Origin of the sequence: Novosphingobium sp. (genome assembly GCF_019748365.1) — a bacterium.
In the GTDB taxonomy this organism is placed as follows: domain Bacteria; phylum Pseudomonadota; class Alphaproteobacteria; order Sphingomonadales; family Sphingomonadaceae; genus Novosphingobium.
On record NZ_JAIEPN010000018.1, the window covers coordinates 17,423 to 35,980 of the forward strand.

The following is an 18,558-nucleotide window of genomic DNA, read 5'->3' on the forward strand; positions in this document are numbered from 1 at the left end:
ATTGAAGTTGCATTCGTAACCGGATGCGCTTATCGGCGCGTCCCGGACGGCGAATCTGCCGCCCTCAGGAGATAAGCATTGCTGGAATTTCAAAACCGAATGGGCGCAGCGCCCCGGTCCTTCCAGCCCTTCGCCTAACGCGCTTTCGCGCGCCGCGGCAGGGCCGGAGGGCCCTTGTGCGCGGCAATCCCATTTCAAACCGAAACACTGGGAACGTCTCCGTGCGCGCGCTTGCGTCCGGGGCGCGAAGCGAGATTTTATGGACGAGATTACGATTGCCCGGCGGATGCTCCTCCGGGCCATGCAGGGCGTGACGGCGGCTTCTCCGGCGGGAAAGACGCTGCTGGAGTTTGGCCGGCGCAATGCCGGTGCGCTGCTGGGCCTGCGCCCGGTGGTGGCGAAGAAGCTCAACTGGACGGCGCTGAAGCGGGCGGCGGCCGGCAAGGCGGTGCCCCGGCACGAGCCTTCCGGCGCGGTGCGGCTGGCGGGCGAAGTCGCGGCGCTGCTGCGGCTCGATCCTGTCGATGCCGGGATCGTGGCGGTGGTCTTCGCGATGAACCGGGTGCGCATGGTGCGCGATCTTGGCGATATCCTACGCGGACAGGGCGACAGCCTGCCGGCGATGATCGGCGAGATCGCGGGTGCGGACCGGCAGGATGCCGAGCGGCGCGTGCGGCTGAACCCGCTGTTCCGCATGGGGCTGGCCGTGTTCCGGGCGGACTGGCGCGGCCAGATCGAGCTGGAAACGCGCTGGGCGCTCGACAATCTGCTCGACCGCATGCCGGAGAGCGAGGACGGGATCATCGCGCAGCTGGTCGGCCCGCGCCAGAGCGGGGCGCTCTCGCTGGAGGCCTTTGCCCACGTGGCGGAGGCCGATTTCCTGCGGCGGCTGCTGGAAGGCACGAAGGCGGAGCGCGCGGGCGGCATCAATGTGCTGATCCACGGGCCGCCGGGCACCGGCAAGACCGAGTTCGCGCGCGCGCTGGCAGACGCGGCTGGCCTCACGCTGCACAGCGTGGGCGAGGCGGACGACGACGGGCGCGAGCCCGACCGGGCGGACCGGCTCGCCGCGTTCCAGATGGGGCAGCGGCTGCTGGCGGGGCGGGGCGATGCGGCGCTGCTGTTCGACGAGATGGAGGACCTGATCGGCGATGCCGCGCCGACGGGAGCCGACTTCATGCGCGGGCGGCAGGGCAGCAAGGTCTTCGTCAACCGGATGCTGGAGACCAATCCGGTGCCGGTGATCTGGACGACCAACGCGATCCGCAACATCGATCCGGCGATCCTGCGGCGGATGAGCTTTGTGCTGAATCTGGGCCATCCCTCACGCGCGACGGCGCTGCGCATGCTGGAGCATGTGGCGGCGGAGGAGCGCGTGGCGGTGGGCGCGGGCTGGGCGGGCCTCGTCGATGCTGCGCCCGAGGCGGCGTCTGTTCTGCGCGTGGCGGCGCGGGGCGGGCGGCTTGCGGGCGAGGCGGATGGCGGGCTGCGCGCGGCGCAGTCGCTGGTCAAGGCGCTGCGCGGGACGAGCGATCTGCCGCCGGGACACGACGGGACGATCGATTTCGACTTGTTCGAGACCGATCGCCCGCTGGGACCGCTGCTTGAGGCGGTGGCGACGAGCGCGCATGCCGACGTCTCGCTGCTGCTGACGGGGGTGCCGGGCACGGGCAAGACCGCGCTGGCGCACACCCTTGCCCAGCGGCTGGACCGGCCGCTGCTGGTGAAGCGCGCCTCCGACCTGCTTTCCAAGTGGGTGGGCGGCACCGAGCGGCTGATTGCGGAGGCCTTTGCCGAAGCGCGGGCGCGGGAGGGGGTGCTGCTGTTCGATGAAGTGGACTCGCTGCTGTTCGACCGCACCACGGCGCGGGCGAGCTGGGAAGTGAGCCAGGTCAACGAACTGCTGACGTGGCTCGATCGGCACCCGCTGCCGGTGGTGGCGGCGACCAACCATGTCGGCAAGCTCGATCCGGCGACGATGCGGCGGTTCGTGTTCAAGCTGGAGCTGCGCGCGCTTTCGCCGGCGCGGGCGGGGCGGGCGTTCACCCGCTTCTTCGGCATGGCGCCGCCGCCGGTGCTGGCCGATGTTCGCGGCCTGACGCCGGGCGACATGGCGGTGGTGGCGCGGCAGCTGCGCTTTGCCGGGAAGGCCGATGCGGGGGAGATCCTGGCGCGGCTGAGGGAAGAGGTGGCGGCCAAGCCGGAGACCGGGGGGAGGATCGGGTTCTAGGGCCTGATCCTTCCCATCGGGGCGGAAGATGATCACAAATCGGGCGCTTTCGGAGCGGTTTGTCGGCGCTGCACCAGCTATGCGGGAATAATGTGATCACATTTTGGTTGACGGAATCGGGGTGGCCGGGTTAGGCAGCAAGGGTACTTTTGCGAGTCCTTTGCCATGAACCTGCAGACTTCTGCCGAACCGACCGACCGCGTGATCGACACGTTCTCCCCCGCATCGCCCTATGCGGGCATGCCGACCTATTACGCCGCGAGCGCGAATCCGACGCCGCGGCGGCCCGAACTGCTGGGCGAGGAAGTGGCCGACATCTGCGTGGTGGGCGCAGGCTTCACCGGCATGGGCGCGGCGCTGGAACTGGCCGAGCGCGGTTACAAGGTGATCGTGGTCGAGGGCGAGCGCGTTGGTTGGGGCGCTTCGGGGCGCAATGGCGGACAGCTGGTCAACGGCTATAGCCGGCGCATGCTGGAAGTGCGGCAGCACTACGGCGCGGAGGCCGAGAAGGCGTTTGGCGCGATGGCGCTGGAAGGCCAGGGCATCATCCGCGAACGCGTGGCGAAGTACGGCATCGCATGCGACTTGCGCGCGGGCAACGCGATCATGGCGATGAGCAAGCCGCAGCTGAAGACGCTGGCCGAGCGGACCGAGGAATGGCACCGCCATGGCCATACCCAGATGTTCCTCGCCGAAGGCGCGGCGGCGCGCGAGCATATCAATTCGGACCGCTACATCGGCGGCATGTTCGATCCCATCGGCGGGCACATGCATTCGCTGAACTATGTGCTGGGCGAGGCGGCTGCGTTCGAGAGCCTCGGCGGGCGCATCTTCGAGAACTCGCGCGTCACGAATGTCGATCGCGGGGCGGAGCCGGTGGTGCATACTGCCAAGGGCAAGGTGCGCGCGAACAAGGTGCTGGTCTGCGGCAATGCCTATCTGGGGGACGCCGCGCCCGATCTTTCGGGGCGCATCCTGCCGGTATCCAGCCAGGTGATCGCGACCGAAGTGCTGGGGGATGAGCTGCTCGAAACGCTGCTGCCGACCAACTATTGCATCGAGGATATCCGCTATATCCCCGACTACTATCGCCGCACGGCGGACGGGCGGCTGCTCTATGGCGGCGGCACGATCTATGGCGGGTTCGATCCCGCGTCCATCGAAGGCAAGATCCTGCCGGAGATGTTCCAGACCTTCCCGCAGCTCAAGGGCGTGAAGGTGGACTTCCAGTGGAGCGGCAATTTCGCGCTGACGATGACGCGCTATCCGCAGATGGGGCGCGTTTCGGACAGCGTCTATTTCTCGCAGGGCGACAGCGGCCACGGCGTGACCACCACGCAGATGCTTGGGCGGCGCCTCGCCGAAGCCATCGATGGCCAGATGACCAAATTCGACGTCTTTGCCTCGCTGCCCTACATCCCGTTCGTGGGTGGCAAGCTGTTTCGCGTGCCCTACTGCGTGCTCGGCGCATGGTACTACGGGATGCGCGATCGTCTTGGAATCTAGGGATGAATCCTGAATCTCAAGTGAACTTTAGGTGCGATTCCGGTTCTTGATTCCTTTCAATGAGTTGTTTCGTTCGGCTGGCGGTTGCTCAGGGTGTCTTGCGGGCTGCCTTCCCCCCTCTTTCGTCATTCCCGCGAAGGCGGGAATCCAGGGACTGAAGCGCTGTGCGGGCCGCTCTGGATTCCCGCCTGCGCGGGAATGACGAAGGGGTGCTTCAGGCTGCACCTGCGAGAGCGGTACGGACTTTGGCGATCAGGTCGGGCTTCCATTCGGCGGGCTCTCCGGCCACTTCGGGGCGGTCGGCACACCAGCTGATGAGCATCAGCGAGCGCGTGAGCAGAAACAGATCGAGCTGCGCGAGCACGTCAGGTGGCAGCGCGCGGCGGCTGGTGTAGCCGGCGAGCAAGCTATCACGCAGGCCCGTGAAGTGCGGCTCGCCCCACGCGCTGCGCAGGGCGACGGCGATGTCGAAGATCGGCCAGCCCCAGGCGCAGTCGTCGAAATCGATGAGGCCCAAGTGATCGCCGCTGACGAGGACGTTGGCGGGGTGGGCGTCGGCGTGGATGAGGATCAGCGGGTCGGAAAGCGCGGCGAGCCGGGCGGCGACGAGATCGCGCGCCTTGGAGAGAGTCTGGCGCTCATCGGCGGTGAGACACACAGCTTCCCAGAAGCGGCCCCAGAACGGCGTTTCGCCGACAAGGCCATCGGAATCGAGGCGGTGGCGGGTGAAGGCGGGGGGCGGGGTCCAGCTGGCGGTGGCATTGTGGAGATCGGCGAGGAGTGCGCCGGTGCGTTCGAACCAGGACCAGGTTGCGGGGCCGCGATCCTCTTCGATCAGGTCGGCAAGCGTCTGGCCGGGGTGCCACAGGGTCATGCCGGCGAGACGGCTACCCTCGGGGTCGGGGGTCTGGACTTCGGTGTACCATGCGCCGCCGGTGGTGCGGCGGCCGGTGGGTACGATCATGCCGCAGGCGGCAAGGTGCGCGGTGAGTTCGCGATCGGATTCGAGCGCGGGGAGCGCGTGGTAGCCGGGACGGTGGAGGCGCAGGGCCCAGGTGGTGCCGTCCGGCGCATCGGCGCGGAAGACGACGTTTTCGCTTTTGCCGATGGCGTGGGGTTCGGTTTCGGGGAGGCCGAACTGGGCAAGGGCGGCGCGGGCGGCGGGGAGGTATTCCTCGATTTCAGGCACTTGCGCACACGCGGTCGAAGGCGTCGAGGAAGGCCATGGCGTCTGCGCGCGGGAGGACGAGCGGGGGGCGGATCTTGACGCAATTGTTGAAAGCGCCGTCGACCGAGGTGAGAAAGCCTTCGCGGCGGAGCGCGCAGACGAGGGTGAAGGCGCGGTGGGCGTCGGGATTGCCATCGGCGTCGACGAACTCGGCGGCGAGGAACAGGCCCTTGCCGCGCACGTCGATCAGGCCGGGGGTGTGGCCGAGGCGTTGGCGCAGCGCGGCTTTTAGTTCGGCACCGAGGGTGCGGGCATGCTCGACGAGGCCTTCCTCCTCGATCACATCGAGCACCGCGAGGCCGACCGCGCCTTGCAGGGGGCTGGCGGCGAAGGTGTTGAAATAGCGGGTTTCGGCGCGGAACTGTTCAACGACGTCGCGCCGCGCGCAGGTGGCCGCGAGCGGAAGGCCGACGCCCATCGGCTTGCCGGTGACGACGATATCGGGGGTGAGACCGACATGATCATAGCCCCACCATGTGCCGCTGCGGCCATAGCCGGCCTGCACTTCATCGGCGATGATCAGGCCGCCCTCGGCGCGGACGAGCGCGGCGGCTTTGGCCATGAAGGTTTCGGGGATATCGGGCAGACCCTCGTTGGCGAGGATCGGGCAGAGGATGAGCGCGGCGAAGCCCTGACCGCTCGCCTTGAGGTCGTCGATGGCGGCCTTGAGGCTTTCGACATAGGCATCCGCCAGCGCTTCTTCAGCGATGCCGGGCGTGATCGGGCGCAGCAATTCGGGGAAAGGGATCGAGCGGATATCGGCGTGGCGGGTATCGCCTGCAGGCAAGTTGGTGAGCGCGCCGACCACGGTGTTGTTGCCGTGGTAGGTGTGGTTTGTGCAGACGATCCCCTGCGCAGCCGTCGCCATGCGGGCCATGCGCAGCGCGATTTCGATGGCTTCGGTGCCGGAGCAGGAAAACACCGCGCTTTCCGTGACGCGCTGGCGCGCAGTCAGGCGTTCGGCGAGCGCAATCGCGGGTTCGCTGAGGTAGCGGCTGTGGGTGTTGAGCGTGGCCTGCTGGCGGGCCATCGCCTCGACAATGCGGGGGTGCGCGTGGCCGACGCAAGGCACGTTGTTGTACATGTCGACATAGCGGCGGCCCGCCGTGTCGAACAGGCTGGCGCCAAGCCCACGCACAAGATGGAGCGGCTCATCGTAGAACAGCTTGGCGCCGCGCCCGAAGGCGCGGTCGCGCCGAGCCAGCAGATCGTCAGGCGTTGCGGAGATACCAGTCATAGTCGAGCGCGGTGACCTCGCTGTAGAAGCGGTCCTGTTCGGTGCGCTTCACCGCGCAGTACATGTCGACGAAGGTATCGCCGAGATAGTCGCGCATGACGGGGGAAGCGTGGAGCGCATCGATGGCGGCGTACCAGTTGCCGGGGACCTGATAAGGGCTGTCTGCCGCGGCCTTGTAGCCATCGCCGACGACGGCCGGGCCGGGATCGATCTGGTTCACCATGCCGTGGTGGACGCCCGCGAGCATGGCCGCGAGCGCGAGGTAGGGATTGGCGTCAGCCCCGGCGAAGCGGTGCTCGACATGGCGTGAGGCGGCGGGGCCTGCGGGGATGCGCAAGGAGACCGAGCGGTTGTTGACGCCCCAGATCGGCGCGGTGGGCGCGTAGGAATTGGCGCGGAAGCGGCGGTAGGAATTGGCGTTGGGCGCGAAAATGCCGAAGGCCTGGCTCTGGGTTTCGCGCAGGCCGCCGATGGCGTGGCGCATCTGTTCGGTGCCTTCGGGGTCTTCGCTCGCGAAGACGTTCTTGCCGTCTGCACCCGCCATGCTGAAGTGGAGGTGCATCGAGCTGCCGGCGGAATGGCTGAAGGGCTTCGCCATGAAGGTCGCGGCCATGCCTTGCACTTGCGCGACGCCCTTGGCGAGGCGCTTGTACATCTGCGCTTCGTCTCCGGCGCGCAGCGCATCGGGGCGGTGGTGGAGGGTCAATTCGACCTGGCCCTGCGCGTATTCGGAGATGACGGCTTCCAGCGGGATGCCCTGCACATCGGCCTGCCGCCACAGTTCCTTGAAGAAGGGGGCGAAGTCCTGAATGTCGGTGAGGCTGAACACGTCGATGAGGTGCGGCTGCGCCTGCGAATGCGGCGAGCGGGCGAGGTGGACTTCGCCCTTGGGGCCGCGCACAGGATCGACGAGGTAGTATTCGATCTCGCAGGCGACGACAGGGGTGAGGCCGAGCGGCTTGAAGCGTTCGACCACGCGGGCGAGCACATGGCGCGGATCGAGTTCGCAGGGGGTGCCGTCGGCGTAGTACATCGATGTGATCACTTGCGCGACGTCGTCACCCAGCCACGGCGCCTTCACGAGCGTGCCGGGAACGGGGCGCAGCATGTAGTCCGGATCGCCGTTGCCCCAGACGAGGCCGGTGTCCTCGCAGTCCTGCCCGGTGATATCGGCGACCAGCATCGAGCTGGGGTAAAGGCGGCCGTTCTCGTAGATCGCCATAAGCTCGCTCTTGCGCACGCGCTTGCCGCGCGGGACGCCGGAGATCGCGGTGAAGATCACTTCGATGAAGGCGATCTCGGGGTTGGCGGCGAGGAAATCGCGCGCTTCGGCCGGATCGGCGATCATGCTGGCGGGAGCGGTCATGGGTCTGCAGGGTCCTCGAACGGCGTTGGCAAAAGGTGGTATGGAGCAGGGCGGGGGGTGTCAATCGCACTTGGCGTTCCGGCAAAAATGTGATCACATGGCGGCATGACGGCAACAGACCTCGTTGCAGAGACACAGGGCGGCGCGGATGATCCGCGCACGCTGCATCAGCAGGTGCTGGCGCGGCTGCGGCAGTCCATCCTGCTCGGGCGGATCGAGCCGGGGCAGGCGCTGACGATCCGGGGGTTGGCGGTGGAGCTGGGCGTGAGCGCGATGCCGGTGCGCGAGGCGCTGCGCCAGCTGGTGGCCGAACGCGCGCTGGAGCTGATGGACAACCGCCGCGTGCGCATTCCGCCGATGACGATCGAGCGCTTCGACGACCTGATCGCGGCGCGCGTGGTGCTGGAAGCCGAAGCGGCGGCGCGGGCCATGCCCTATGTGAACGAGGCGCTGATCGCGCGGCTGGAAGCGGAGGATGCCGAGCTCAACAAGGCGGTGGCGGAGCGCGACTACGACCGCTGGATCGGCGCGAATTATGCTTTTCATTCGATGCTTTACGGGGCGGCGGGGCAATCTGCCTTCCTGCCGCTGATCGAATCGCTGTGGCTGCAGATCGGCCCGTTCCTGCGCCGCGCGATGCGGACGATTTCGGGCCACTACACGGTGGACCGGCACAGCGAGGCGCTGGCGGCGCTGCGGCGGCGCGATACGATGGCGCTGCGGATCGCGATCGAGGCCGATATTCGCGACGGGATCGCGCATATCGGCTCCACTCTGATCAGGAGCGAGGCTTTGGGGGCTGGTGCTGCACGAGGCCCTTCGACAAGCTCGGGGCGAGCGGATGTTGTGCGTGAGACAGTCTAGAGCGGGGGACTTTATGGCATGAGCGAGCAGAGCTTGGCGAAAGGCGCATTGTCGGCGCTGGAATCGACCATCATGGGGATCGCGGGGACATCGCCCGCCTTCACCGTCGCGGTGACGACCGGCACGATCTATGCCGCCATCGGGCCGCTTTCGGTGGGAAGCCTGCTCTACAGCGGCGTGATCATGCTGGGCATCATGTTCGCCTTTGCCAAGCTCAACCGGGTGATGCCCGATGCCGGCGCCGCCTTTGCGTGGGTGGGCGCGGTGTTTGGCCCGACCTGGGGGTTCTTCGCCGGGTGGGGGCTGATGGTCGCCTCGGTGGTGTTCATGGTTTCCGCCACGCTGCCGGCCGCAACCGCCACGCTGCTGCTCTTCGCGCCTGCCGAAGTCGAGAACACGCCGCTGGTGACGGCCGTCGCGGCGGTCTGGCTCACGCTGGTGACCGCCATCGTGCTGCGCGGCATCAAGCATGCCAGCACCGCGCAGGTGACCGTGACGGTGATCGAGGCGGCTATCGTCGTCGCGCTGCTGGCTGCGGCGGTCTACTGGTTCGGTGCCACCCCGGCGCATGCGCCATCGCTCGAATGGATCGCGCCGGGATCGTTCACGTTCAAGTCGTTCGCGGATGGGGCCATCGTCTCGGTGTTCTTCTACTGGGGCTGGGACGTGACGATGAACCTGGGCGAGGAGACCGAGCCGGAGGACGCCTCCAAAGGCGCGTTCTGGGCGATGATCAACCTGATCGTGTTCTTCGTGATCCTGATGACGGTGGTGCTGATTGCCTTGTCCGACAAGGAGATCGCGGCAGCGAACACCAATGTGCTCTATGCGATTTCGGCCAAGATATTCCCGGCGCCGTGGAGCTATCTCGTCGTGCTGGCGACGGTGCTGAGCACGGTGGGCGCGCTGGAGACGCAGATCCTGCAGTTCAGCCGCAGCATGTACTCGATGGCGCGCGCGGATGTTCTGCCACCCTTCTGCGCTGCGGTGCACCGCGAATGGCAGACGCCATGGGTCGCGACGCTGGTGATCTGGGGTCTGGGACTCGTGCTCCTGTTCGGCGCGTCCTACATGCCATCGGTCGCGGAGATCCTGCAAAGTTCGATCGAGGCCATCGGGCTCCAGATCTGCTTCTACATGGGGCTGACGGGCTATGCCTCGGCGTGGCATTTCCGGGGATTGCTGCGCACCGACCTGCGCGAGGCCTTTACCCACGTGATCATGCCGTTGATCGGGGCGCTGTTCATGACGGGCGTCGCCGCGTGGGTGATCCCGACGTTCAATCAAGCCGTCCTGGTCGTGGGGATTGGCGGACTCCTGGCCGGCTTTGTGCCCCTTCTGCTTTGGGCAGCGTGGAAAGCTTGGGTGAGACGGCCGGTCGCGGTCTAAAACCTTCGGAATGTAACAAAATATGCCTGGATGTTAACCGCATGTTCGGTCTGCACTGCTAGCCCTTGAGGCTGGAGACAGTGGTTTGAACGACGCGTCCTTTACCATTCGGCCGGGGAAGGCTCACCTTCCCGGAGCGGGCAAGGCTGATGCCGGCCTTGTCGTGCTCCCTTGGCGCGCGTGGGATTCGCCGGACGCGCGCGGCGCTTGGGATGCCTTGGCCGCGCGGGCGGGGACGCCCAATCCGTTTTTCGAGGCGTGGTATCTCCTGCCGGGCCTGGCGCGGTTCGATCCGCTGGGGCGCATCCAGATCGCGGCGCTGATGCGGGGCGATGCGCCCGAGGCGCTGGTGCCGGTGCAGCGCGCGCGGCGCTATGGGCAGCATCGGCTGCCGCATCTGGCGATATGGCTGCATGCCAATGCCTTCCTTGGTGCGCCGCTGGTGGCAGAAGGGGCCGAGGAAGCGTTCTGGGAAGCGCTGCTGGACTGGGCGGACCGCAATGCCGGTACGGCGGCTTTCCTCCATGCCGCCGCATTGCCGCTGGAAACGGCGCTGGCCGAGGCGCTGCTGGCGGTCGGCGCACGGCAGGGCCGGCAAATCGTGCTCGTCCACCGTGAGGAGCGTGCGATGCTGGCCTCGCCGCTGGGCCCGGCGACGTATCTGGAACATGCGCTGCCGGGCAAGAAGCGCAAGGAACTGCGCCGGCAGCAGGCGCGGCTGGCCGAGCAGGGTGTGCTGGCCGTTTCGCGCCGCACCGATGCCGAAGGAATTGCGCTGTGGATCGAGCAGTTTCTCGCGCTGGAGGCGCAGGGCTGGAAGGGGAGCGCGGGCAGCGCGCTGGCCTGCGCGGGGGAGACGGCGGGGCTGTTTCGCGAAAGCATGATGGCGGCGGCGGAGCGGGGGTGCCTCGAGCGGCTGAGCCTTGAGCTCGACGGTGTGCCTATTGCCATGCTGGCAACGCTGATCGTGCCGCCGGGGGCGTTTTCCTACAAGACCGCGTTTGACGAGCGCTTTGCACGTTTCTCGCCGGGCGTGCTGCTGCAGCTCGAGAATCTGGCGCTGCTGGAGCGCGCGGGCGTGCGCTGGGCGGACAGCTGCGCGGCGCCCGACCATCCGATGATCGATTCGCTGTGGCGCGAGCGCCGCGCGATCGGCCGTATGTCCATCGCGATCGGCGGACAGGCGCGGCGCGCGCTGTTTCGCCGGATCGTTTCCTTTGAACTGTCTCGCAATCCGCAGGGCCTGAGATGAGCTTTACCGTGTTCGAAGCGGAAGCGCGCACCGCCTTCGCTGCAGCCTATCCCGAAGTGCCGCACCGCCTGCGGCATGAACTGCGCGGCCATCCGCTGCTGACGCTGGATGCGCTGGCGGAGCTTGCCGAGGCGCTGCCGGAGAAATCCCGCGAATACAACCGCGCCGATCTGCCGGTGGGGCTCAACGGCATCGTGCCGCCGGGCAATGGCCTTGGCATCGGCGAGACGATCCGGCGCATCAATGAGACGGGCAGCTGGGCCGCGCTCAAGAATATCGAGCAAGTGCCGGCCTACCGCGAGCTGTTGCATTCCCTGCTGGAGGAACTGCGCCCGTTGATCGAGGCGCGCACCGGGGCGATGCTGCGCCCGCAAGGCTTCGTGTTCATCACCAGCCCGAACGGAGTGACGCCCTATCACTTCGATCCGGAGCACAATATCCTGCTGCATCTGGCGGGCGTGAAGACGATGACGCTGTTTCCGCAAGGGAACGCGGCTTACGCGCCGGACGAGACGCACGAGGCCTATCACACCGGCGGCGGGCGCGAGCTGTTCTGGCGCGATGAACTGGACCGCGGGGGCACCGAATGGAAGCTGCGGCCGGGCGAGGCGCTCTACGTGCCGGTGATGGCGCCGCATTATGTGCGCAACGGACCCGCGAGCGCGATCTCGCTTTCGATCACCTGGCGTTCGGAATGGAGCTTTGCCGAAGCGGACGCGCGGGCGTTCAACGCGGTGCTGCGGCGCATGGGCCTTTCCCCGCGCGCGCCGGGGCGCTGGCCGGCGGACAACAAGGTGAAAGCGGCCGGCTGGCGCATGCTGCGGCGGCTGCCGGGGTTCGGCTGAGGGCAGCTTTCCGTTGACGCAAACGTCAGGTTGGGCAATGCCGCCCGCCATGAGCGAAACACCTGCAAGTTCCGATCCTGCCGATCTTGTCGAAGGCCTGCTGCGGCTGCTGGACGTGGCCGACGAGGGCAATGACCACTTTGCCGGGGCGCGCAAGCCGGGCGGGGTGGGGCGCGTGTTTGGCGGGCAGGTGATCGGGCAGGCGCTGGCAAGCGCCGAGCGCACCGTACCCGAGGACCGGCCGGTCCATTCGCTCCACGCCTATTTCCTGCGCGGCGGCAACGAGGATTTCGGCATCGATTTCGAGGTGATGCGCGACCTTGATGGCGGCAGCTTTGCCAATCGGCGGGTGGTGGCGAGCCAGCAGGGGAAGCCTATCCTGACGATGGTGGCATCGTTCCACAAGCGCGAGCCGGGGGTGGAGCACGCCGAGGACATGCCGGTGGTGCCCGAGCCCGAGACGCTGCGCAGCGAGGCGGACTTGCGCGCCGAATATGCCGACCGCGTGCCCGAGCGGCAGCGGCACATGATGCTGCAGCCGCGCCCGATCGAGCTGCGCCCGGTGGAATCGCGGCACTGGATGGGCGGCCCCCCCCGCGAGCCATTGTCGCACACCTGGATGCGCGCTGTGGCGCCGCTACCGGATGATCCCAAGATCCACCGCGCGGTGCTGGCCTATGCCAGCGACATGACCCTGCTCGGCACGGCAACGCTGCCGCACGAGATCAGCTGGGCCAAGGGCAACATGATGGGCGCGAGCCTCGATCATGCGATCTGGTTCCACGACGATTTCCGCGCTGACGAATGGATGCTCTATGTCTGCGACAGCCCGTGGGCGGGCCGTGCACGCGGGTTCAACCGGGGGCGGATCTTCACCCGCGAAGGCAAGCTGATCGCCAACGTAGCGCAGGAAGGGCTGATCCGGCCGATCACGAAGAAGACCGGCGGGACCTGACGGTTATTTCTTCCTGGCCGGGCAGTTCACGATGGCTTCGAGCAGGGTGGCCTGCACCAGCGAGGATGACACCATGGTGAGCAGGCGGTCGGTGTTGGTCTTGTCGCCCAGCGCGACGACGATGGCATCGAAAGCCTTGCAGCGCTGCAGCGTGGTGGCGCCGCCGCCGTATTGATTGCCGATCATCGTCAGGTAGCGGTCATAGGGATCGGTGCGGCGCGAGATCTTGACCGCGGGCTTCGGAGCCAGTGCGGGGGTGGCGGCGGTGCGCGGCGGAGCCTTGCGCGCGGAGCCCGGGGCGGACTTCGCCGGGGTGGCTGGTGCCGGGGGGCCGGCCGCATCGACCAGCGGGGCGGGGCCGGGCGCGGGCTTCGTGTCGAGGCCGCGCAGGAAGCCGGCGACGCGGTCGTTCGCTTCGGCAAAAATGGTGCGGCGCACGCTGTTCATGCCGTCGAGGTGATCGTTGATCGGCACGCCGACATGGCGGCAGCGCACCGCGACGCCCATCATCATTGTCTGGAACTCGACAACGCGGGCGGCCTGCACCGTGGCGGCATCTGGGCAGACGGCAGCGGCGGCCTGTACGGTAACTGGCGCGAGCACGAGCGCAAGAACGCTGGCAAGCCCGGCCGCGCGCGGGAAGGCGGCCGGACTCACGGCTGCTTCGGCGCCTCGCACGCGCGGATCGGCACTGCCATCAGCGCGCCGAACGCGCTGACCAGCGTCGATTGGGCGGCGAAGGCGGCTGCAGCGACCGGACCATAGGCGCGCGCCTCGGCAGCGACCGCGTTCATGGGATTGATATCGCCGCTGAGCTGGTTGGTATCGTAGATATCCTGAAGCTGATGCATGTAGGCGATGGCCGCATCGTTGTTGCGCCGGGCCGTTTCGACGGCGGTGACATAGCTCTGATCATGGAAGGCATTGCGCGCCTCGGCCGAGCAGAAGCTTGGCGGGAAGGCGAGCGGCGGGATCACGGCCAGTTGCGGACGCGGCGGCAAGGCGAAACCGGGGGGCAGCACGCCGACGGCAATGGGGCGCGGGTCTGCGATGGGTGCTCCGCTTGCCGAGAGCGCTGCGGCATCGGGCACGGCAACCGGCGGCCCGGCAATCTCGACAAGGCGGGAGGGCGCAGCGGCCGGAGCGGCGAGCGGCGCAGCTGCGGGGGCGAGCGGGGCCGTGTCCGGCAGCGGGCTCACATCGGCCACGTCGATAATCGGCGATGGAGCAGGAGAACCGATGCGCTGGCTATCCCCCAGCGCGCCGAGCAGGCGGCGCAGCGCGGCGCTGTCGCCGCTTTCGGCTTCGGGCTCAGCCGGTTCGGCAGCGGTGACATAGGGCGCCGAGTCGGCCGTGGGCCGGGCGGCCGTGACCGGCGCGGATGACGGGGCCGAGCGGACCGCCCTTGCCGCGGCCATCTGCTGGGGAGCCGGAGCGGGCTTGGCAGGGACCGGAGGCGCTGGGCTGGCCGTCACGATGGCAGGTGGCGGTGGCGGGCTTGGGGGCGGGGGCAGTGTTGGTGCAGGCGGCGTCGCAGGTATGGCCTGAACGGGTGCTTGTGCAGAAGCGGGCGCGGCGATCTGGCGCAGTTTCGCGAGCTTTACCCGCGCCACTGCGGCAAACGTGCCGTTCGGATACTGGGCGAGGTAAGCTTCATAGAGCGCGGGATCGCTGCCGCTTTCGACCGACTGCCAGTAGGTCAGCTCGAACTGGGAGCCGACACCGGTTGTGGAGGGCGCTTGCCCCAAGGCCGGAACCGTGAGCGGCAGCGCAAGCGCGGCGAGTACCGCGAGGCGCCGTGCCGGCGATTGCCGTACGGGCGCGCCTGCGTCTTGTGATGCCCCTCTACCCACCGTGCCCCTCGGATCGCCTGCCGCCTGCCGACGGTAGGTGGGCGCCACTAGCACAAGAACGTAAAGAATCGAAGTCGATATGGACTCACCCGACCGGGCGTGGCGCGCTTACTGGGCAGGCGCAGCGCAGGTGCGCAGGGGAACCGCCATGAGCGCATCGAACTGGCGCACCAGCCCGGCCTGCACGGTATAGGCACGCGCCGCCTCGGACTGATAGGCGCGCGCTTCGGCGGCGATGGCATTGAGCACCGCCGTATCGCGGCCAAGCTGCCCGCGATCATAGGTCTGCTGAAGCTGGCGCAGATAGGCGACCGCCGCCTCGTTGTTGCGCGTCGCGACTTCCACCGCCGGGCGATAGGCATTGTTGTGGAACTGGTTGCGCGCATCGTTGCTGCAGAAATAGGCGGGGAGGGCCACTTCCGGCACCGGCATCAGGAACGGGCGTGCCGAGGCATAGCTGACCGCCGGCGTCGCGGCAGGGGTGAGTGCGGCCGCGGGGGTAGCGGGCGCAGGGGCATAGACCGGTTGCGCCGGCGTGGGTGTCGCCAGGCCGGGCGACGTGGCCGCAGCTTGCGGGATCGGGGCAGTGGCGGTGACCTGCGGGGCCGGGGCAGCCGCCGGATCCATCGTCCCGCGCAGCTGCGCCAGGAGTCTGGCCATCGGCGAAGGCCCTGCCTCCGCAACCGCGACCGGCGCGGCAGCGGGAATCATTTCGGCAGGCGCGGGGGCAGATTCAGGCGCGACGACTGCGACGGCGGGGGTCGGAGCAAGCGGTGGGGCGTTTTGCGGCATGGTGAGCACGGCGGGGGCGGGCTGGGGCGCGGGAGCCGGTGCGGCGGCGGGCGCAGGTGCGGGGGCGGTGGCCGCCTGCAACGCCGTGGCGCGCTGGATCGCGGCACTGCGCGCGCGGGCAAGGCCGCTGAAGGTGCCATCGGGGTAGCGGGCGAGATAGGCTTCGTAGCTTGCCGCGTCCTCGCTGCCGGTGACCGACTGCCAGAAGGTGAGTTCGAAGGCCGAGCCGACGCCGTTGGGTGCGGCGGCGGCGGTTGGTGCGGCGGTCTGCGCGGCGGCAGGCGCGGCGCTGATGGCAACGAGCGCGGCGGCGAGGACGGGCCGGGCGAAAAGGCTAGGGCGGTTCATGCGCATCGTGTGCTCCCCATGTGGCGGGTGGCGGCACGGATTGCGGCTCGTCACCCCTTGGCATACTCCCTTGAGGCGAAGGTTAGGGCGCAATGGTGGACGAGCACCCAAGGCTTGCGGTTAACCGGAAACTCACCGTGTTCGGGTGCGGATTATGCGCCGGGGTGGTAGAAATCGTAGACGGCCTGCGCGACGGTGGCGCTGACGCCGGGCGCGCGCTGCAGGTCTTCAAGGCTGGCGGCGCGGACTTTGCTGGCGGTGCCGAAGTGGAGCAGCAGCGCACGCTTGCGCGCCGGGCCGATGCCGGGGACTTCATCGAGCGGGCTCGCGGTGATCGCGCGGCTGCGCTTGGCGCGGTGCGCGCCGATGGCGAAGCGGTGGACTTCATCGCGCAGGCGCTGGAGGTGGAACAGCACGGGCGAGTTCACGGGCAGCATCTTCTCGCGCCCGTCCATAAAGTGGAACACCTCGCGCCCTTCGCGCCCGTGGTGCGGGCCCTTGGCGATGCCGATCAGGGTGACATCCTCGATGCCCATGGCTTCCAAGGTCTCGCGGGCGGCCGACAATTGCCCCTTGCCGCCGTCGATCAGCACGAGATCGGGCCACATCCCCGCCTCACGGTCAGGGTCGTCGTCCTGCGCTTTGGCGAAGCGGCGCTGGAACACTTCGCGCATCATGCCGAAATCGTCGTTGGTCTGCGCGGTCTTGATGTTCCACTTGCGGTACTGGCCGGTGAGGAAGCCTTCGGGCCCCGCGACGATCATCGCGCCCAAGGCATGGGCGCCCTGCACGTGGCTGTTGTCGTAGACCTCCACCCGCTGCGGGGCTTCGTCGAGTTCGAGGAATTCGGCCATTTCGCGCCAGGTGCGCGCCTTGGTGCCGCTTTCGGCCATGCGGCGATCGAGCGCTTCGACCGCGTTGCGCTGGGCCTGCTCCATCAGGCGGCGGCGGTCACCGCGCTGGGGGACCGAAATCTCGACCTTGCCGCCTGCCGCGCCGTGCAGCGCTTCGGCGAGGAGATCGGCTTCGGGCAGCTCGCGGTCGACGAGGATCAGGCGCGGCGGGGGGACTTCCTCGTAGAACTGGGCGAGGAAGCTGGTCATCACTTCGTGCTCTTCCAGCCCCTCGGTATGGCCGGGGAAGAAGGCGCGGTGGCCCCAGTTCTGCCCGCCGCGGATGAAGAAGGCCTGGATACTGATCTGGCCGCCCTTGTTCGCCATGGCAAAGACGTCCGCATCGCCGACGCCTTCGGCGTTCACCGCCTGGCTGCCCTGGATGAAAGTGGCGGCGCGGAGCCGGTCGCGCAGCATGGCCGCGCGTTCGAAGTCCAAGGCTTCAGCGGCCTCGGTCATCTGCGCTTCGATTTCCTTCTGCACCGCGCCCGATTTGCCGCCGAGGAAGTCCTTCGCCTGCCGCACGAGTTCGGCGTAATCGTCCTCGCTGATGCGGTCGACGCATGGGGCCGAGCAGCGCTTGATCTGGTAGAGCAGGCAGGGCCGATCGCGCCGCGACATGTAGCCGTCGTTGCAACTCCTCAGCAGGAACAGCTTCTGCAGCGCGTTGATCGTCGTGTTGACCGAGCCCGCGCTGGCGAAGGGGCCGTAGTAGTTGCCCTTGGCGCGGCGCGCGCCGCGATGCTTCTGGATGCGCGGAAAGGCGTGATCGGCGCGCAGGAGGATGAAAGGGAACGATTTGTCGTCGCGCAGCAGCACGTTGTAGGGCGGGCGATAGCGCTTGATCAGCTGCGCTTCGAGCAGCAGCGCCTCGGCTTCCGAATTGGTCGTCACGATGGTCATCGAGCGCGTCTGGCTGACCATGCGCTTGAGGCGCTGGGGTAGGCGATCGACCTGGGTGTAATTTGCCACGCGGTTCCTGAGCGCGCGCGCCTTGCCGACATAGAGCACATCGCCGCGCGCATCGTGCATGCGGTAGACGCCGGGCTTGGGCTTCAGCGTGGCGACGACTTCGCGGATGGCGGCGACGCCGCGTTCGATATCGGGCTGGTCCGAGCCGCGGACGGTGTAGGTTGCCTTGTCCTCGTTGAAGCGCTCCGAGGCCTGCGGCAGCAGGGGTTCCGGCACTTGCGGGCCGGAGAGGTGATCGGGCGTGGAAGGAGGAGTGCTGCGCGCCATGGCTCGGCCTCAGATAGTCTCTCCGGCCGGGCTTGGGGAGGGGCGGTGGGCAGATATCCCCGCGCGGAAATGCGCCTCTAGGGGAATCCTGCTAGGACCATCTCAATGGTCGCCTAAACTGTTCGGGCGCAAGTTCGCGCGCATGACGAGCGCAGGTTCCTCCCAGCCGATTGTCCCCAAGTTCCGCATCACCGGACGCCGCGCTGCCCCCCGGGTGCGGCTCTGCATTCCGGCGAGGGTGCTGTTGCTCCATGGACAGGAGAATTGCCTGCTCGATGACCTGTCGCAATCAGGCGCGCGGGTGACGATTGCGGCCAAGCTGCCCATGCCCGGCGCCGGCGTGGTGCTGACCGCGCAGGGACTGGATGTGTTCGGCAATGTGGTCTGGTCGCAAGGCGTGCGCTTCGGCATCCTGTTCGAGGAACCGCTGCCGCTGCACGACGTAGTCAACTTGCGCCACTTCGCCGATGCCCATGCCGATCACGAACGCGCCTTGCTGCGCCGGAACGCGCGCAATTTTGTGCAGGGGCAGCCGCGGCTCAGGCGCTTCAGCTGAACCCG

Annotated in this window: 15 protein-coding genes; 8 read left to right on the top strand and 7 right to left on the bottom strand. The window is 67.9% G+C overall.

Annotation, left to right across the window (positions count from 1 at the left end; all coding sequences use genetic code 11):
• Positions 1 to 259: 259 nt before the first annotated feature.
• Entirely contained in the window at positions 260 to 2,230 is a 1,971-nt protein-coding gene (locus tag K5Q19_RS02770; protein ID WP_292940946.1) for an AAA family ATPase, read from the top strand.
• A 165-nt stretch (positions 2,231 to 2,395) separates the two neighbouring features.
• A complete protein-coding gene (locus tag K5Q19_RS02775; RefSeq protein WP_292940948.1) occupies positions 2,396 to 3,736 on the top strand; it encodes an FAD-binding oxidoreductase in 1,341 nt (446 codons plus the stop codon).
• A 214-nt stretch (positions 3,737 to 3,950) separates the two neighbouring features.
• Here the strand turns inward: K5Q19_RS02775 and K5Q19_RS02780 are convergent, their stop codons facing one another.
• From K5Q19_RS02780 to K5Q19_RS02790, 3 genes are read right to left on the bottom strand one after another with little or no spacing between them, the layout of a single operon-like run.
• The gene (locus K5Q19_RS02780; protein WP_292940950.1) at positions 3,951 to 4,925 is read right to left on the bottom strand and encodes a phosphotransferase; all 975 of its coding nucleotides are present in this window, start codon (positions 4,923 to 4,925) and stop codon (positions 3,951 to 3,953) included.
• Positions 4,918 to 6,201: an aminotransferase class III-fold pyridoxal phosphate-dependent enzyme gene (locus tag K5Q19_RS02785; RefSeq protein ID WP_292940952.1), complete on the bottom strand. Its 1,284-nt coding sequence runs from the start codon at positions 6,199 to 6,201 to the stop codon at positions 4,918 to 4,920. The genes K5Q19_RS02780 and K5Q19_RS02785 overlap by 8 nt, the downstream gene beginning before the upstream one ends.
• On the bottom strand, positions 6,176 to 7,567 hold the full coding sequence (locus K5Q19_RS02790; RefSeq protein WP_292940954.1) for a glutamine synthetase family protein: 1,392 nt from the start codon (positions 7,565 to 7,567) through the stop codon (positions 6,176 to 6,178). The genes K5Q19_RS02785 and K5Q19_RS02790 overlap by 26 nt, the downstream gene beginning before the upstream one ends.
• Positions 7,568 to 7,672: 105 nt before the next feature.
• On the opposite strand from K5Q19_RS02790, the gene K5Q19_RS02795 reads away from it, so the two are divergent.
• The 5 genes from K5Q19_RS02795 (at position 7,673) to K5Q19_RS02815 (ending at position 12,872) form a co-directional block, all read left to right on the top strand.
• A complete protein-coding gene (locus tag K5Q19_RS02795; protein ID WP_292940957.1) occupies positions 7,673 to 8,431 on the top strand; it encodes a GntR family transcriptional regulator in 759 nt (252 codons plus the stop codon).
• Between the two features lie 18 nt (positions 8,432 to 8,449).
• The gene (locus K5Q19_RS02800) at positions 8,450 to 9,820 is read left to right on the top strand and encodes an APC family permease (protein WP_292940960.1); all 1,371 of its coding nucleotides are present in this window, start codon (positions 8,450 to 8,452) and stop codon (positions 9,818 to 9,820) included.
• Between the two features lie 85 nt (positions 9,821 to 9,905).
• Positions 9,906 to 11,072: a GNAT family N-acetyltransferase gene (locus K5Q19_RS02805; RefSeq protein ID WP_292940962.1), complete on the top strand. Its 1,167-nt coding sequence runs from the start codon at positions 9,906 to 9,908 to the stop codon at positions 11,070 to 11,072.
• A complete protein-coding gene (locus tag K5Q19_RS02810; RefSeq protein WP_292940964.1) occupies positions 11,069 to 11,917 on the top strand; it encodes a cupin-like domain-containing protein in 849 nt (282 codons plus the stop codon). The genes K5Q19_RS02805 and K5Q19_RS02810 overlap by 4 nt, the downstream gene beginning before the upstream one ends.
• A 49-nt stretch (positions 11,918 to 11,966) precedes the next feature.
• Complete coding sequence (locus K5Q19_RS02815) at positions 11,967 to 12,872, top strand: acyl-CoA thioesterase II (RefSeq protein WP_292940966.1); 906 nt, start codon at positions 11,967 to 11,969, stop codon at positions 12,870 to 12,872.
• Positions 12,873 to 12,875: 3 nt separating this feature from the next.
• On the opposite strand, the gene K5Q19_RS02820 is transcribed toward K5Q19_RS02815, so the two are convergent.
• From K5Q19_RS02820 to uvrC, 4 genes are all read right to left on the bottom strand, one after another.
• Positions 12,876 to 13,529 (bottom strand): hypothetical protein, encoded by a 654-nt coding sequence (locus tag K5Q19_RS02820; RefSeq protein ID WP_292940968.1) that lies wholly within the window; start codon positions 13,527 to 13,529, stop codon positions 12,876 to 12,878.
• Entirely contained in the window at positions 13,526 to 14,725 is a 1,200-nt protein-coding gene (locus K5Q19_RS02825; RefSeq protein ID WP_292940970.1) for a hypothetical protein, read from the bottom strand. The genes K5Q19_RS02820 and K5Q19_RS02825 overlap by 4 nt, the downstream gene beginning before the upstream one ends.
• 108 nt (positions 14,726 to 14,833) lie before the next feature.
• Positions 14,834 to 15,865, bottom strand: a complete 1,032-nt coding sequence (locus K5Q19_RS02830) for a hypothetical protein (protein WP_292940972.1) — start codon at positions 15,863 to 15,865, stop codon at positions 14,834 to 14,836.
• A gap of 152 nt (positions 15,866 to 16,017) precedes the next feature.
• Positions 16,018 to 17,997 (bottom strand): excinuclease ABC subunit UvrC, encoded by a 1,980-nt coding sequence (gene uvrC / locus K5Q19_RS02835; RefSeq protein ID WP_292940975.1) that lies wholly within the window; start codon positions 17,995 to 17,997, stop codon positions 16,018 to 16,020.
• A gap of 142 nt (positions 17,998 to 18,139) precedes the next feature.
• Between uvrC and K5Q19_RS02840 the strand changes: the two genes are divergently transcribed.
• The gene (locus K5Q19_RS02840; RefSeq protein WP_292940978.1) at positions 18,140 to 18,553 is read left to right on the top strand and encodes a PilZ domain-containing protein; all 414 of its coding nucleotides are present in this window, start codon (positions 18,140 to 18,142) and stop codon (positions 18,551 to 18,553) included.
• Positions 18,554 to 18,558 lie beyond the last annotated feature (5 nt).

What these genes read in the sequence shown, in the direction of transcription:
- K5Q19_RS02770 (WP_292940946.1), top strand. Translation starts at nt 260, where the DNA reads ATGGACGAGATTACGATTGCCCGGCGGATGCTCCTCCGGGCCATGCAG.
- K5Q19_RS02775 (WP_292940948.1), top strand. Translation starts at nt 2,396, where the DNA reads ATGAACCTGCAGACTTCTGCCGAACCGACCGACCGCGTGATCGACACG.
- K5Q19_RS02785 (WP_292940952.1), bottom strand. Translation starts at nt 6,201, where the DNA reads ATGACTGGTATCTCCGCAACGCCTGACGATCTGCTGGCTCGGCGCGAC.
- K5Q19_RS02790 (WP_292940954.1), bottom strand. Translation starts at nt 7,567, where the DNA reads ATGACCGCTCCCGCCAGCATGATCGCCGATCCGGCCGAAGCGCGCGAT.
- K5Q19_RS02795 (WP_292940957.1), top strand. Translation starts at nt 7,673, where the DNA reads ATGACGGCAACAGACCTCGTTGCAGAGACACAGGGCGGCGCGGATGAT.
- K5Q19_RS02800 (WP_292940960.1), top strand. Translation starts at nt 8,450, where the DNA reads ATGAGCGAGCAGAGCTTGGCGAAAGGCGCATTGTCGGCGCTGGAATCG.
- K5Q19_RS02810 (WP_292940964.1), top strand. Translation starts at nt 11,069, where the DNA reads ATGAGCTTTACCGTGTTCGAAGCGGAAGCGCGCACCGCCTTCGCTGCA.
- K5Q19_RS02815 (WP_292940966.1), top strand. Translation starts at nt 11,967, where the DNA reads ATGAGCGAAACACCTGCAAGTTCCGATCCTGCCGATCTTGTCGAAGGC.
- K5Q19_RS02830 (WP_292940972.1), bottom strand. Translation starts at nt 15,865, where the DNA reads ATGAACCGCCCTAGCCTTTTCGCCCGGCCCGTCCTCGCCGCCGCGCTC.
- uvrC (WP_292940975.1), bottom strand. Translation starts at nt 17,997, where the DNA reads ATGGCGCGCAGCACTCCTCCTTCCACGCCCGATCACCTCTCCGGCCCG.
- K5Q19_RS02840 (WP_292940978.1), top strand. Translation starts at nt 18,140, where the DNA reads ATGACGAGCGCAGGTTCCTCCCAGCCGATTGTCCCCAAGTTCCGCATC.